We start from the raw sequence: 15,360 nt of genomic DNA, 5'->3' as shown, positions 1-15,360 counted from the left end.
TCATCCTCTTCTAATTTTACGAATATTATGTGACAAACGCGCTCCAAAAGTCTGCTCTCTCGGCAATTTCTCAAAACCCGAGCAATCGAAATTGCCGATTGTTCGGTTTTTTCGAGATTACTCGGAGCAAAACGACTTTATGTCCCAGCTTCTCCAATCGTTTAAAGTAAAATAACTTTCATCACAGGTCACTTCTCTCTTTTCACTACAAAAGAATAATATTCTCTTTATCCACAACATCTTTTGTGGCATTTCTTGTATCAAAAATCAACGCGGCATGTCGTTGTAGGTACTCATAATCAAAACAGCTATGAGCCGTAGTAATTAAAACCAAATCATAACTTGCTAGTGCTTCTGGACTCAAATCCCTAAGCCGATGATAAGGGACATCAACAATTTGCTCATCGACATGCGGATCAAAGAAGCTGACCTCAGCTTGCTCTCGCTCTAAAATCTCCATCACATCTAAAGCAGGACTTTCTCTATAATCAGAAATATCTTTTTTGTACGCAATTCCAAGTACCAATATCCGGCTACCATTTAACGGCTTTCGTAGCTTATTCAATACCCTAGCCACACGTTGAACCGTATACTCAGGCATTTGATCATTTACCATCATCGAGCTTTCAATCATGGACGTGTGAAATCCGTATTCTCGTGCTTTCCATGATAAATAATAAGGATCTAATGGGATGCAATGACCTCCTAGCCCTGGACCTGGATAAAAAGCTTGAAATCCATAAGGCTTAGTTGCTGCTGCCTCGATGACCTCCCAAATATTGATGCCGATTTTATCACAAAGAATGGTCAATTCATTAATTAAACCAATATTGACATTTCGATAAGTATTCTCTAATATTTTTTCCATTTCGGCAATTTCTGGTGAGGCCACAGTATAGACCTCCCCTTCCAAAATCGCCTCATAGGCTTTTGTCATCACTTCTGCTGCATCACTTCCAATAGCACCAACTACTTTAGTCGTATTATGAGTCGCATACAACTGATTCCCTGGATCCACTCTTTCTGGTGAAAAGCCAAGATAAAAGTCCTTTTCACAACGAAGTCCGCTAACTTCCAGACATGGCTTCAACAACTCGCGAGTCGTGCCTGGATAGGTGGTTGATTCTAACACAACTATGCTCTTTTTCTTAAGATTTTTGCTAATCATATAACCAGCCTCTTCAATAAAGGCTGTATTAGGCTGTTGATGGCGATCCAAGGGAGTTGGCACGCAAATAATAACTAAATCTATCGCAGCTAACTCTGAAAAGTCAGTGGTAGCACTAAACATTTCCTGGTCAATCATGCGACTCAGATCATCGTCCTTGACATCATCAATATAATTTTTCTTTTGCTTCAGCAATGCTACCTTAGACTCTGATACATCGAAGCCCAACGTTTTAAAATTTGATTTCGCACAAACCATAGCTAAAGGTAACCCTACATAACCTAGTCCAACAATTCCAATACGTAATGTTCGGTTGTCAATTTTTTTTAATAGTTCTTTTTTCATGGTACTCTCACCTCATTTAGTTTATCTATCACTTGGTAGTTATAGTCATATAGCTACTGGGATTACACCAACTCGCTACCGCGTATTCCAACCTGTTTTCCAAATAGTAAACAAAGCATATAGCCTCATCACAAAAATTAGGAATCCATAAACATAACTATATAGAATTGAAATGCCATATAGATACCAACCATATTGTCTAAATTTTATAGAGTTGAACAGCGAGACTAGTATCGCAAAAATAATTCCGACCACAATCATCATCGGTGTAACATGTATGCCTTTTGTGAACAAGTGATAGGTAGCAATAAGTAAATTAACAAGCCACAAATACGATTCTAATACTTGATACATCAGAAGGAGCGGCTTTTTCCAAGCATGACGAATTGAATAAAGAGATTGGAGGTAGGCTGACTTTAGCCAACGAACTTGTTGCTTAAAGTATTTTCTAAGACTCGTAGGTACATCTGTATAACAAATAGACGTATTTTGATAGACAGTATAATAATTATGCTCCTTGGAAATATCAGTCAGAAGACGGTCATCCCCCGCAACACATCGTAAGCCAAAGAAGCGTTCTTTATCAAACACTTTCAAGGTGCCCTCATCAAATATCTTTTTTCGATGCATGCTCAACGCACCCGAAGCAACAACAACATCATGAAAAATACTTTGGGAGGCACGTCCCACCTCAAAAGCATTAAAATAAACAATTTCCTGCATACGAGTCAAAAAGTTCTGCTTGTAATTACGAACCATGACCCGTCCGCATACAGTCCCCACTTTTTCATCTTCAAATGGTTTAACTAATTCTTCCACAGCATTTTTAATTAATTCACCATCTGAGTCGAGCATTAACAATAAGTCACCCTCAGCATGAGCGATGCCCCATTTTATGGCTTCTTTTTTTCCTTTATTTTCATCAAAGCGATGAACTGTCAACTTAATTTGATCACTTTTGTACGCCTTAACGTAATTATAGCAATCCAAAGTTTCACTACCATCATCAATAAAGATAATCTCGTCAACTAAAACAGATTGTTCCAGCAACGATTGAATTGCCTGTTCAATCGAAGCTAGCTCTTCATTAAAACATGGAATAAGTGCCGATATAGAATAATCAGACTTCTCAGCCTGCCAAGGTCGATAAAGAAAAGAGGTGTATACTTTAAATGACAGATAGGCAAAATTGGCTGACATTAACACATAATACCATTTATACTCACTATCAAATCTACTTCTCAACAAATAGAGAACAACAATCATAATAAATGAAACTAATAAACTAATTAGCCAATTAGTTTTTTTTATTTTTCTCATAAGTTCCTTTCCTATAACAAAATTTGTCTATATAAAACTCTATCATAGTTTGTTCATAAATAATACAACTATTAATAATTTAATAACAAAAGTTTTCATAAGTCTAAATAAAAAATACTAATGTACGCTATAACTCAAAGGCTTGCCATTTTGAATGATCACACAATAAACTAACTTTTTCTATATACAACTTTTTTCAATAAGTTAATATACTCATTGAACATTTTTATAAAATAACTAACTTTTTATGTTCAAATAATAATCACATTTCTTTTTCGACGAATTTCACTTAACAATCAAGATTTAATTGACTCTTCCTTTAGAGAAGCTAGCATAATACAAATAACCGAAGAAATGCGAGGCGAAATAAATGACTACTCAGCTTATAAAATCAGAGAAGTATCAAGTAAATACAATATTGCAGCCCGAACCTTAAATTATTGTAAGGTTATAGAATTACTTAACAGTATTCGGGATACTCACACCTCATAATAATTGCTAAAAACCAAGCTTCCATAAGTACTTTCTAATGTCCTGATTCTTCTTTAAATTGATAACTTCTCGCTAATCTGATCGAATAATTTTATTGACGGTATTTCTTAACTCAGGAACAATATCCTTTTCAAAGTAAGGATTATTTTTGAGCCATCTAAAATTTAATGGAGAAGAATGGACTATAGGAAAAAATGAAGGAAGATAATCACGATAATTCCTGACCGTTTCTGTCAATGTTCCCTTATATCTTGATTTTAAGTAATATTTTTGGGAATAGACGCCCATCAAAATAATCAACTCCACATTAGGCATTAACTCAATTATTTTTGGATGCCACTTTTTAGCAAAATCAGATCGAGGAGGCAAGTCTCCCTTCTTTGCCTTTCCAGGAAAATAAAAATCCATCGGCATTACTGAAATTTTTTTGGACTTATAAAACTCCTCTTCGGTAACATCCATCCAGGCTCTTAAACGGTCTCCGCTCTTATCTCTGAATACCTCTCCTCTCACTTGTGTCTTTATACCTGGAGCAGGACCAACTATTATTATTTGACAATTAGGATGTATCGTAAAAATTGGCTGCCACCCCATCTCTGTGAAGTGTTTATTAGATTTATCAGCTGAAATCTCGTTTTTTATCTCTTCCATTGACATCAAAAGCTCTTCCTCCTAAAATTAAAATCGTCATTCCTTATGTTCCTTAATAACTTACTTGAAATAAGATACCTCGTCATCGTAAAGTGCTTATCTATACGAACAGCTGCCAAATAGCTGATTAAGCGTTTCTTGTTTTAAAAAAGGATAGATTCTACTCATCGTGTTGAACAATCGCATCTTATAAAGTTGATAGCTTTCAGCTTGAACTGTGTTCACCTGAATATATAATTGATAATAACTGTCTCGATAAGCCATAAAATCACTTATTATTTTCTTTACTATCATTTGCTCTTCCTTAGAAAGCAAAATTTCTTTATTACTCAAAAAATACTCATTTATTTGTTGCTCCATCTTCTACACCCCTTCCTCACCTTACTCACGTAAAACTATCTCAACTAATTTTTTTAAATTGGCTCACTATGTGTTGACATATGTCACTTCTTCATTCTAGCACACGCTTCTCCATGCCTTAATTACTCAAGTAGTCATCACTATTTTCGCAAAATACAGCTTTTGATGAGTTTTTCTTAATCATATCACATGAAAAAAAACTTTCTAAAATCCTGATAACTTTTTATTTAATTCTTCGTTATCTAAAACCTCGCCACCCGTTTTCAAATCATTCGATTCCCTTTCAGTTAACATTCTTTTTATATTTTTGTGATATAATGAATAAATGATCATAAAGAACTTAACTTTAAACAATTTTCAACTATGGCTGACAACTAACAAAAACGGTGGTGACTTAATATGGAACATAATTTCTTTTTAGGCGAGATCATGATAAACTCAGAAAGAGTCAACTCATTTTTAAATCAAACATACCAATTAAACTTGGGAGAAAAATTCACTCAATTTTTTGAAAATCAAACTATTCTAGCTAACTCAAAAGAAATATTAGATTTTATGTTACACTTAGGATATTCCCATGAGGGCGTTAGCTACTATCTTGAAAGTAGTGGCGATTTATATAGCGACCTGCATTCAGAAATCTTTACCATACTAAGTCGAACTGAACTTATTAATGATCTAATGCTATCTAACGAAATTGATTAAGAGGTAAACAATGATAAAAATAACAATGTTTTCGCATGCTGATAAAATTAAAGGTCAAGGAGTCGGCAGTGCCTATATAGAATTAATAAAGATGTTGAAGAAATATTTCTCCGACTCAATAGCTATTGAGATCAATACATATGCTAAATCCGATATTTCCCATTATCATACTGTAAATCCAACCTTCTATCTTTCAAGTTTTTTCAAGAAGAGTAGAGGGATTCAAGTGGGCTACGTTCACTTCTTGCCTGAAACTTTAAAAGGAAGTATCAAATTAAATCCTTTATTCCGATGGATTTTTAACAGCTACCTACTCTCTTTTTATAAAAAAATGGATCAACTGGTTGTCGTAAACCCTACTTTTATAGAGCCACTAGTAAAGCTTGGCTGTGCGCCTGATAAAATAACTTATATCCCTAATTTTGTTTCAAACGAAGAATTTTTTGAAAAAACACCAGATGAACGATTGGCCTTTAGAAAAGAAAAGGGGCTTGCTCAAAATAAGTTTGTTGTTATTGGTGTTGGACAAATTCAAACAAGAAAGGGCATCGATGATTTTGTTGAATTAGCGACCCTTAATCCTACTATTCAATTTATTTGGATTGGTGGCTTTCCTTTTGGTAAAATCTCAGATGGGAATAAAAAGTATAAAAAGATTTATGAAAACCCACCAAGTAATCTGACTTTTACAGGGGTCATTGACCGAGAAAGCTTAGTGAATTATTACAATATTGCCGACATCTTCCTTTTGCCCTCTTACAGTGAGTTATTCCCAATGAGTATTCTAGAGGCATTCAATTGCGGAACACCTGTCATGTTAAGAAACTTAAATGAATATTCTGCGATTTTAGAGGGAAGCTACATAAGTGCGAATGATAAGCAAGAAATGGACGCGCTAATTAAAGAAATGAGCCAATCACCAGATAAATTACAAGCTTATCGCGAAAAATCACTTCACGCTTCGACCGTTTACTCTGAAAAAGAAGTCTCAAAAATTTGGTTGGACTATTACTCTAACTTATTAAAGTAGTCCTATTAGTACCGCAATAGCTTTATCACTATGAAAAGGCAGAGAAGGATTTGATAATAACATTCTTCTCTGCCTTTCTCTATGTGATTTACTGCCCTATTTTATCCTTAATACATAAATTACTTTGAAAATAATTGGATTTTCTCACTACTATTCAGATCATAGTAACCGTATGAAATACGCTCTAAAAATAAATCCTCGACATCCTCTGCTGGGACAACGCCCCCTATCGTCAGTGTTATAGAAGAACGCTGTGAAACTTTTCCAATATTCAAATACTCTTTCCCCTCACCACTTGGGGTTAGATAGCGAAGATCCATCGTATTTTTTAACCCATAATAAGTCGGACTACTATATTGATTCAATTTATCATCATATTTATATTCGAAATAATTTTCCTGTTTCTTTAAAATCAATAATGATGGTTGAACGTACACATCCTGGACATCCTTATCTGAAAGATTCTCCAAAACAACTTGTACTTCCACCCATTTTAACTGAGAAGACGTCGTATTGACAAGTTTATCAACTGAGTTAATTCCATCTCCCTTTTCATAAGTAGAAATTTCAAATGGTAAAAAATTTCCCTCTTTGTCCATTAATTTTTCTGTTGTCAGTTCCTCTATCAACTCTTCCTTTGTTGAATCATCGCTTTTCCAAAGTCTTCCCTTGCTCAATTGATTGTATACTTCTATATTAGTGACCTTCATTGCAAATTTCGCGTCTTGGTCCTCAGTTTCACCTCCTATTGGTAGACTAAAATGAATACGCTCATTTACTTGCTTAATACTCTGACTATCAGCAGCAATCTGTAGTTTGAAGTCGGCCTCATCCCCTGCTTTTTCATTTCCATCATACCGATGAGCAACACCTTCTGCATCAACATATCCTATAGCTTCTTCATTAAACCGCAAGGACATATCTGTAACATAATCGGAAGCATTAGCCGATGTTGATTCCTCCAATTGAGCACCAGCTATTACTTTTTTTAATTGTTCCTCTTCAATTCCTTTGCCAATCATTAAAAACAGAACATATCCTTCCTTCTCAAAAAGAATGTAAGCTTCTCGGTCCATCGATTCATTAGCTTGTCCCTCTTTATGCATGAGCCAAACTTTGTGTCCCCCTAATTCAAGTTTCTCATTACTTTTTGTATAGCGAGTTTCAAATTCATTTTGATCAGTTAGTTTAATTAACACCGTTGAAATAGTTTCTTCAGGTTTTTTAGTAGTCAAATCCCAAAATTTACTAGGAACTTCTCCTTCATTTTGGGGAATAGATCCCCAGTTTTCTGGTAAATAACTCATTGTCAATCTATACATGTTCTGACTAACTTCGTGGGTACTTTTATCTTTTTTTATTGTTAACTTACTTGCAAAGTTCTCTTTTTCCAAGTAAGTTTCCCATATTTTACTCACCGCAAAAACTGTACTTGGGATTAAAATGAAAATGATTAAAGCAAGTGCTATTAATTGTGCGGCTCTATTTCGAACCAAAGGAACGAAGATACGTTTACTTTTACGCTGTTTTTGAGTTGTCTTTTCTATAAGTTTACTGATATCTTTTTCTGAAAATTCGTGATCCATAAAAGAAAGATACTCATCAATCTTTTGATCGGAAAGATGACTAAACGGTGATTCATCATATTTTTTCATAAGTGGTCCCTCTCTTTTCTATAAGTAAACATTCCATCTCTTTTCTAATTTTCTTTTTTCCAACATATAAACGATTTTTCACTTCTTTTAGTGATATGTTTAGATTTTGAGCAATAATTTTTGGTTTTAATTCATAGAAATAACGCTCTAAACAGATTTCCCGAGTGGGTTCTTCTAAAAGTAACAATGCTTCAAAGAAAATATCCCAAATATCTGTTTCTTTTTTTGATTCCTCCTTTAGCTCCTCTAATGGAAAATCAACTAAGGGTAAAAAAATGCGCTTTCTCTTTTTTAGCTGGTTAACGCTCATACTTTTAGTCATCATAATTAGATAATTTTTCAAAGAACCACGTTCAGGTCTATAAGCATTTGGATTTTGCCAATAACGAAGGAAAACGTCACTGATTAACTCCTCAATATCCTCTTTTTTGGCTCTTCTTCCTAAAACTGACAACGCGATGACATATAAAAGTTTCGAATACTTTTCTATGATTGTAGATAATTCTGTTTCATCTTCATTTAATTCAATGGTTTGTTCGGTCATCAAATGATTCCCTCCTTTCACCTATATATACAATAAAAAAAAGAAAAAGACTTACATTTTAATAATTTTTTTAATTAAACGTGGAAGATAGCCATATATACTAAACACTCCCATACAAAAAACGCCTATCGCTATTCGCCTAGACGCCCAGTATGATTTATATTCTATCATCTTATTCTGTGATATTCATCAGCTCCCTTTAAGAGACAGTATCCTTATCTTTCCAAAAGATTTAACTTCTTATACCTTCTTCAACATGCTTTTTCCCCCTTCAGATGTCTCTATATCGTGTTACGATATCAAAATTGGAGTAATGCATTATTCATTAATAGATGTAGGTAATTCTTACAATTATTAGTTCATTTATACCTGACTTTCTCCAAGTCTCAGAAAAAAATGAACAAAAAATAACTATTTCTATCCCTACAACAATTCCTCTGATAGTTACTACTAAACAACCATATCTACCGTAATTCTCACGACCTATTTTTACTCACATCCGGTAAAAAAAGATTAGTTTAATATCTTAAAAAATGTGACAAACTAAATAACTCATCACTCGATTCTGGACATTTTTTTACCTTATATACGAATCCTTATATAGGGAAAGACTACTCCAATATCCTTTGCCTAGTCATCCACCATGTAGAAATCTTTTCCTCCTATTACTATGAATTAGTTGTCATCAACCAAATTCATCATACCACTAAATAATTGGTTATCTCTGTCACCTTTTACAATAATAACTTCACTTTCTGAAAAATATTTCTGTTCCTTATGAGGGGGGCTAACTCCTTATATTTTTTGCTATAGTTTGATATGGAACGCCAAATAAGACGGGATATTTACACAATTTGGACTTGGAGGTATCACGATAAACTGTTTATATACTAAAAAAATGATGATTTAACACGAATTAAAGAATCCCTCTAAGGCGATACATTTAGAAGGATTCCTTATTTTTTCTCATCTATCCAGCTATCGACTGACCAATGGCCCCTCCAGGATGCCATTTAACATACTCGGTCGCTGACAACTGACGTTCTTCTTGTAATAAAATCGATAAAGCTTGTAACAGCACAAGTTGTTTCACTATCGAGGCCCTTGGAGGCTTATTCAAGTCATCGCCTTCATTAAGTGCCTCCGTGCATAATCCCACATCGGCTAATTGATTTAGAGTCGAATCCCATTTTTGGGATAGACCAATAATTTTGGCGCCATTGTTCTTCAATGTTTCAACAGTTGCCAAGAGTTCTGCTGTTTCACCACTATTTGAAATAGCGATCACCACATCAGTAGGGGCAACTTGACCACTAGAACCGTGCACAGCCTCCGTTCCATCTAAAAAATAAGCTGGAGTTCCCGTTGAGGATAATAACGATGCAATATAGCCGGCCACATATGCCGGCTTTCCAATCCCTGTTAAATGGACTCTACCATTTTTGAGTTCTGTCTGCAGAATCAGTTCTTTTGCTTGATTCAATGCGGCTAAATCTAGCTGAGTGAATAAATCAGCCACTTCTGATTTTATTGTCTGTTCAAATTTATCTAACATCATCATTTATTCTTCCCTTCTTGCTTGAAGATTGAATAGTCCTTAGAATCATGAGGCGCCGTCTGAAGAAAAAAATTAGTTCCCTTTTCCTGAATAGAACGAATCGCAGCGATTTCTCTTTTACTAAAATAGGCCTCCAGACTTTTTATCACCACGCGACTTGCAGGATAAGGTAATTGAATTTCTGGTGTGCGAAACCCTTTATCCATCGCTTCTTTCAAGATATCTAAATTTTTAAAAATAATCATCAAATTACATTTTTCTTCCCGCTCTTTTGCTAAAAATGCCATCAATTGATCCACCGAAAATATGCCAACACCATTTTTCTTAGGAAAGCTTAACTGCAAGACTTTTGCTAAAAAAGGGTCATCTGTATGAGAAGGATCGACAACTGCAATAAAATTGGCATTCACAAAACTATTCCAATTTAATGCGACAGTCGCATGAAGTAACCTATTATCTACTCGAACTAATTTAATTTTTAAACTCATTTATCGACACCTTCTTGCTTTCTAGTCTGGTCATACTTGAGAAAGTTCGCTAAATAGTAGATAAACACCTTCCCTTGGAAGCTTCCCCTAATATCAAGATTGAATAGCTCTTCATATCGTTTAATTTTGTACAGTAACGTATTTTTATGTAAAAATAAACTTTCTGACGCTTTTTTCACACTAAAATCATTCAGATAAAGCTGCTCAACCACAGAAACAAACTCATCAACATTGAGTTCCTTAGCCTTTCGCTGATAATAGTCAAACAGATTAGCTGTCAATTTCTTCGGTATTTGCGACGTAACATATAAAAATAGATGATCCTCGAAATAAATAGGCTTATCTTTTTCAAGGGAAAGAGTCTCCATCAACCAGACAGATTGGTCATAACTAACTCGATACAGCGTTAGCTCAGATTGAACAGTTCCGACAGTATAAAAACAATCTGCTAAGCCCCAATCAATTAATTCATCGATAAACTCATTGATCACCGTTAAAAATCTTGAATCACTATTTTTTTTAGGCAACGACTTAAAAATTAGTAGCTGATGATTATTCACCAAAGAATAAATCGTACTCGAGTCATTTATTTTATATTTAAGCCCGGTAATTTCATCTTTATCAAAACCCAATTCATTACCAATGCAGATTGATACACGAGGAATAGAAGAATCAAATTTAATTTTTTTCATCAATTCTTTCGTATAGCTGTCAATAGAACAATCATCTTTTAACAGCTCTTTAATTAACTGATCATCAACAGAAAGACTTTCCTTGGCAGTCGATTGATTAATCTCATAATGAATTCTAGTTTTCAATGAATCATATAAAATACTGCCAACTACCCCAATAGCTTGAGCAGGACCATTGATCCATAAATAACCATAATAACAATCTGCCACCAGTAGCTCATAGACACGACTATCGGCAACCATATTCCTTCGGTCAATTTCTTCGCCAATCTTTTCCTCTACACTACAAGAAACTATTATCCCTTCTTGATTTAACAAGCCGATGACATAGTCAGGATTTTCTTGGACTACATGAATGAATTCTCTAAAAATTTGATTTATTTCCATTTCATCACCAAAATTCTTAATTTTAAGATAAATATATCATAAATAATTCTGAGAGATTTTAACATTCAGCAGTCGGAGCTCCCTTTCCCCACACCGCGACGTCTTAATCAAAGACGATAATAAGCTAACATCTCTTTTATTTGTTGATCTGTCTGACTATCAGTTTCCTTCACAGGTTTTCGAGCAGGCCCAACTTCGGCGATTCCAGCCATTTCAATGGCTCGTTTTAAAATAGCTGGGACAGAACCTAAGGGTAAAGCACTTCTTAGCTTTTCAATGGCCTTTTGACACTTTTCTGCCTCAACCATATCTCCCGCACGATAACTATGATCTAAATTCACTAAGGTCTCTGTAATTAGATTACTTGTGCCAGCAATGGCCCCTGTGGCACCTAGTTGATAGCCTTGAAGAATCTTAGAATCCGATCCAACTAACACGTTGATTTGTGTGCCTTTACTAACCTCTATATAACCTTTCAAGTTATCAAGGTCCCCACTACTATCCTTAATCCCACGAATATTGTCTATCTTAGATAACTGTTTTAACACTTCTTTTGAAATATTAATTCCTGTATTTTTGGGAATATTATACAAAATAATTGGCAACGTCACACTATTAGCAATTTGTGTGTAATGAGCAATTAATTCATCATCTGAGACTCTCATAAAATAAGGCGTAATGACCGATAAGGCATCCGCTCCTAGCTTTTCCGCCTCCTTGGCTAAAGTAATCCCTTGTTCCGTCGAGCAATTCCCCGTCCCCACATAGACTGGTACTCGTTTATTAACATGCTGAATCACTTCTTTGGCAAATTCTTGTTGTTCTTCATTTCTTAAAACATGAAATTCACCGTTACTTCCCAGAGGAAAGATCCCAGCAACTCCTTTATTAATCAAGTGATCAACTAACACTTTCATTGCATCTATGTTTAGCGACTCCGCCTCATCCCGGTGAAAAGGGGTGACGATTGGGGTAATAATTCCTTCAAACATCTGATACACTCCTCTCACTTATCCTTCCAATTGCTCATTAGTTAATACAATGCTACCTGTAAAAAAAGGAAAACTCTCTTTAATGATTAGATCAAGATCAATCTCTTTTGCCGCCAGTCCCTTCATGTAAAGCTCAATAAACATCGAAAGATTTAACCCACTGATTACTTTATGGTCATACTGTTTCGTCAAGGCCGTCAAAACATTGCAAGGGGTTCCTCCAAATAAATCGACTAACGCAATCGTTGGGCCCTCGATTGTTGAAAAAAGGTCACACGTTTGCTCGTAAAAGTCTTCGAAGGATTCCTCAGGAAGTAATGACAGATTATACACGCGATCTACCTTTCCCAAAATCATCTCGGCCGAAGCCACAAGCTCCTCACCAAACTTGCCATGAGTGGCAACAATAATAGTTAAATTTGTCATAATAAGCTCTCCTATAAATCCAGTAATTGTTTCATAATAATTTGACTTGAAATTTCACACGTTCTTCTTTCAGATTCAACTGTGCGAGCCGCAGTATGCGAGGTTAGTAAAAAATTGTCCAGTTCTAGTAATGGAGCGGATTTTGCTGGAGGCTCTTCACTAAAGACATCAAAACAAGCACTTCTAATCTCGCCACTAACCAAAGCCTCGTACAGCGCCTGTTCATCAACAATCCCACCCCGTGCTGCATTTAATAAACAAGCTGATCGTTTCATTTTTTTTAATTCTTCCGTTGAGATTAGATTTTTGGTATCATTAAGAAGTGGTAGGTGTAGAGAGAGGTAGTCAGCCTGTTCTAGAAGGTGATCAAAGTCAATCTGCTCAACGTTGTACTCGTCTAATACTTCCGTTGAAAGATCGAAAACATCATTCACTAGCACAGTCATCCCCACACCTACTGCTTGTTTGGCAAGGTACTTGCCAATTGCTCCAAAACCTACAATTCCTAAAATTTTCCCGTTCACTTCACTCCCCGTCGGTTTTTCCCATTCTCCTTGCTTCACTCGTTTTACTATTGGCCAGATATTTTTTGCTTCACAGTAAATAAAACTCATAATATGTTCTGCCACAGCATTTGAATTAGATCCAAGTGTTCTGCCAACAAAAATCCCTTTGCTCTCTGCATATGCCGTATCGATATTATCCGTGCCTACGCCAAATTTACAAATCACTCGCAAATTAGGACAATGATCAATAAACTCTCGATCAATTATATCTACTCCCACTATAATTGCCTCAGCAGACTCAGACAACGCTAAAAACTCCTCTGGTGTATACGCGACGCCAGTGTCATTATAATGAACCTCTAAACCACGAGCTCGCATCTGCTCAATATATGCCTGACCATAAGACGCAAACCCTCGTGGTGTAATCAGTACCTTCATCGAATTCCTCCTTTAAATAATACCAAAGAATGTCAGTAAAATCGCAAAAGCCATCGTCACTAAAATAATATTCAAATACTTCGGACCTTTTTTAATGATGAAAAGATACATCGCCATAACCAGACAAAACGGCAATAAATTAGGTAGCATGCCATCGAGGATTTCCTGTAGAGACACTTTCCCCGCATCGTTAGTAAACTCAAGAACTGTCGAAAATTTAACATAGGCCGCAGATAAACAGCCAATCATAAATAAGCCCACAATACTCGCAATGTCTATCACTTTTTTTATAGCTCCCGATTGAAGAATCGTCATCACCGAATTTTTCCCAAGAGCATACCCTTTATTAAATAAGAACCACGACCAACCATACGCCCAGACCAAATAAATTAAAGCCGGTATAAAGGCCGCAATCACAGAACCATCTAGCGCCATCGGAACAAAGATTGCTAGAGGTATCGTCGCAACAATCCCTTGATCCACACTATCGCCAATTCCAGCCAAAGGCCCCATCAAACCGATTTTCAATGACTCCATCACTTCGGGGGTAATTTCTTTATTTCCCATTGCCCGCTGTTCCTCTAGCGAAATGATGATACCGTGAATCACACTTCCCCAGTCCGCATTCGTATTAAACATTTGAACATGACGTTTCATTGCTTCTTGCAACTCTTCTGGATCATCCTTGTAAACTTTTCTCAAAATTTTGTTGATTGAATAACTAAAAGCTAACGCCTGCATTCGGTCAAAGCTAACAGGAACTTCTACCGCTAAACACCACTTCCACCAAGCCTTCAGTAAATCTATTTTAGTAATTTTTTTATCTGAGACTACATTCATTTCACTCATGCGTACTCCTCCTCATCAGAATTTTGTTTAAATAGTGAGCTGATCATCGCCAGACAGATTGCAAAGACAGCACCTGTTAGCATAGAGAAGCCCATCACTGAATACATGAAGAAACCTAAAATGAAAAAAGGTAAGTATTGCTTTTTACCCATGACAACTAAAGTTAAGGCAAACCCTAAAGCAGGCAACATGGCCCCAGCATTCGATAAACCATTCATCAACCATTCAGGAATAATAGTAATAAACGCTTTGACCACATTTGCGCCAAATAGAGTCGCGATAAACACAGGTGTAAAATACAAGACACCATTCGTCAACCAAGGAATTAAGAAAGAGAAAAGAGAAAGTTGATCGTATTTCCCCTCCTCAACCAGTTTATCTGCTCGCGTATTATAAAATGAGTTAAATGTCCGTCTCAAATTATTAATCAATACACCTAAAACACCAAAGGGAACAGCCAGAGCCACAGCGGCATTGGCATCCAAATTACTCAACATCGCGGCTGGAATTGCGATACAAGCGGCTAAGGCCTGATCACTCGGAATATTCCCTCCTGCTTCGATTCCTCCCATATAAATCAACTGAATAGTTGCCCCGTACAATAGACCCTGCTGCACATCGCCAAAAACTAAGCCAATAAAAACACCCAACACAACCGGTTTTCTAAAGGCAAATGAGAAAAAGTATTGTGCTCTCCCCATGGCAATCCAATAAATTAACCCTACTAACGCTGCTTTTACTATCATAACAATCT

Annotated in this window: 16 protein-coding genes; 2 read left to right on the top strand and 14 right to left on the bottom strand. The window is 35.9% G+C overall.

Translation table 11 applies throughout. The features are described 5' to 3' along the window. Window positions 1-205: 205 nt before the first annotated feature. From AC5KOD_RS06470 to AC5KOD_RS06455, 4 genes are all read right to left on the bottom strand, one after another. A complete protein-coding gene (locus tag AC5KOD_RS06470; RefSeq protein ID WP_496913721.1) occupies window positions 206-1,513 on the bottom strand; it encodes a nucleotide sugar dehydrogenase in 1,308 nt (435 codons plus the stop codon). Window positions 1,514-1,588: 75 nt separating this feature from the next. Further along, entirely contained in the window at window positions 1,589-2,833 is a 1,245-nt protein-coding gene (locus tag AC5KOD_RS06465) for a glycosyltransferase (RefSeq protein WP_496913720.1), read from the bottom strand. Between the two features lie 564 nt (window positions 2,834-3,397). Next, complete coding sequence (locus AC5KOD_RS06460) at window positions 3,398-3,982, bottom strand: uracil-DNA glycosylase family protein (RefSeq protein ID WP_496913719.1); 585 nt, start codon at window positions 3,980-3,982, stop codon at window positions 3,398-3,400. A 90-nt stretch (window positions 3,983-4,072) separates the two neighbouring features. Beyond that, entirely contained in the window at window positions 4,073-4,336 is a 264-nt protein-coding gene (locus AC5KOD_RS06455) for a hypothetical protein (protein ID WP_496913718.1), read from the bottom strand. 399 nt (window positions 4,337-4,735) lie between these two features. On the opposite strand from AC5KOD_RS06455, the gene AC5KOD_RS06450 reads away from it, so the two are divergent. Then, window positions 4,736-5,041 (top strand): hypothetical protein, encoded by a 306-nt coding sequence (locus AC5KOD_RS06450; RefSeq protein WP_496913717.1) that lies wholly within the window; start codon window positions 4,736-4,738, stop codon window positions 5,039-5,041. A 10-nt stretch (window positions 5,042-5,051) separates the two neighbouring features. Next, window positions 5,052-6,071: a glycosyltransferase family 4 protein gene (locus tag AC5KOD_RS06445; RefSeq protein ID WP_496913716.1), complete on the top strand. Its 1,020-nt coding sequence runs from the start codon at window positions 5,052-5,054 to the stop codon at window positions 6,069-6,071. Window positions 6,072-6,190: 119 nt separating this feature from the next. On the opposite strand, the gene AC5KOD_RS06440 is transcribed toward AC5KOD_RS06445, so the two are convergent. From AC5KOD_RS06440 to AC5KOD_RS06395, 10 genes are all read right to left on the bottom strand, one after another. After that, a complete protein-coding gene (locus tag AC5KOD_RS06440) occupies window positions 6,191-7,726 on the bottom strand; it encodes a hypothetical protein (RefSeq protein WP_496913715.1) in 1,536 nt (511 codons plus the stop codon). Then, the gene (locus AC5KOD_RS06435; protein ID WP_496913714.1) at window positions 7,713-8,270 is read right to left on the bottom strand and encodes an RNA polymerase sigma factor; all 558 of its coding nucleotides are present in this window, start codon (window positions 8,268-8,270) and stop codon (window positions 7,713-7,715) included. The genes AC5KOD_RS06440 and AC5KOD_RS06435 overlap by 14 nt, the downstream gene beginning before the upstream one ends. A gap of 970 nt (window positions 8,271-9,240) precedes the next feature. Then, the gene (locus AC5KOD_RS06430; protein ID WP_496913724.1) at window positions 9,241-9,825 is read right to left on the bottom strand and encodes an SIS domain-containing protein; all 585 of its coding nucleotides are present in this window, start codon (window positions 9,823-9,825) and stop codon (window positions 9,241-9,243) included. Between the two features lie 2 nt (window positions 9,826-9,827). Continuing rightward, window positions 9,828-10,316, bottom strand: coding sequence for a PTS sugar transporter subunit IIB (locus AC5KOD_RS06425; RefSeq protein ID WP_496913713.1), 489 nt, complete (start codon window positions 10,314-10,316; stop codon window positions 9,828-9,830). Continuing rightward, the gene (locus AC5KOD_RS06420) at window positions 10,313-11,395 is read right to left on the bottom strand and encodes a PucR family transcriptional regulator (protein WP_496913712.1); all 1,083 of its coding nucleotides are present in this window, start codon (window positions 11,393-11,395) and stop codon (window positions 10,313-10,315) included. The genes AC5KOD_RS06425 and AC5KOD_RS06420 overlap by 4 nt, the downstream gene beginning before the upstream one ends. Before the next feature lie 107 nt (window positions 11,396-11,502). Further along, on the bottom strand, window positions 11,503-12,387 hold the full coding sequence (locus AC5KOD_RS06415) for a dihydrodipicolinate synthase family protein (protein WP_496913711.1): 885 nt from the start codon (window positions 12,385-12,387) through the stop codon (window positions 11,503-11,505). An 18-nt stretch (window positions 12,388-12,405) separates the two neighbouring features. Then, window positions 12,406-12,813: a PTS sugar transporter subunit IIA gene (locus AC5KOD_RS06410; RefSeq protein WP_496913710.1), complete on the bottom strand. Its 408-nt coding sequence runs from the start codon at window positions 12,811-12,813 to the stop codon at window positions 12,406-12,408. Window positions 12,814-12,824: 11 nt separating this feature from the next. Next, window positions 12,825-13,757: a phosphoglycerate dehydrogenase gene (locus AC5KOD_RS06405; RefSeq protein ID WP_496913709.1), complete on the bottom strand. Its 933-nt coding sequence runs from the start codon at window positions 13,755-13,757 to the stop codon at window positions 12,825-12,827. 12 nt (window positions 13,758-13,769) lie between these two features. Continuing rightward, window positions 13,770-14,606 carry a PTS system mannose/fructose/sorbose family transporter subunit IID gene (locus AC5KOD_RS06400; protein WP_496913708.1) on the bottom strand — a complete coding sequence of 279 codons (837 nt, stop codon included), beginning with the start codon at window positions 14,604-14,606 and terminating at the stop codon, window positions 13,770-13,772. Then, window positions 14,603-15,352, bottom strand: coding sequence for a PTS mannose/fructose/sorbose/N-acetylgalactosamine transporter subunit IIC (locus AC5KOD_RS06395; RefSeq protein ID WP_496913707.1), 750 nt, complete (start codon window positions 15,350-15,352; stop codon window positions 14,603-14,605). Before AC5KOD_RS06395 ends, AC5KOD_RS06400 begins: the two co-directional genes overlap by 4 nt. Window positions 15,353-15,360: the final 8 nt, after the last annotated feature.

This window comes from Vagococcus sp. WN80Y (assembly GCF_059621045.1).
Note: the sequence above shows the minus strand (reverse complement) of the source record. Positions and strands in the feature narration are given on the sequence as shown.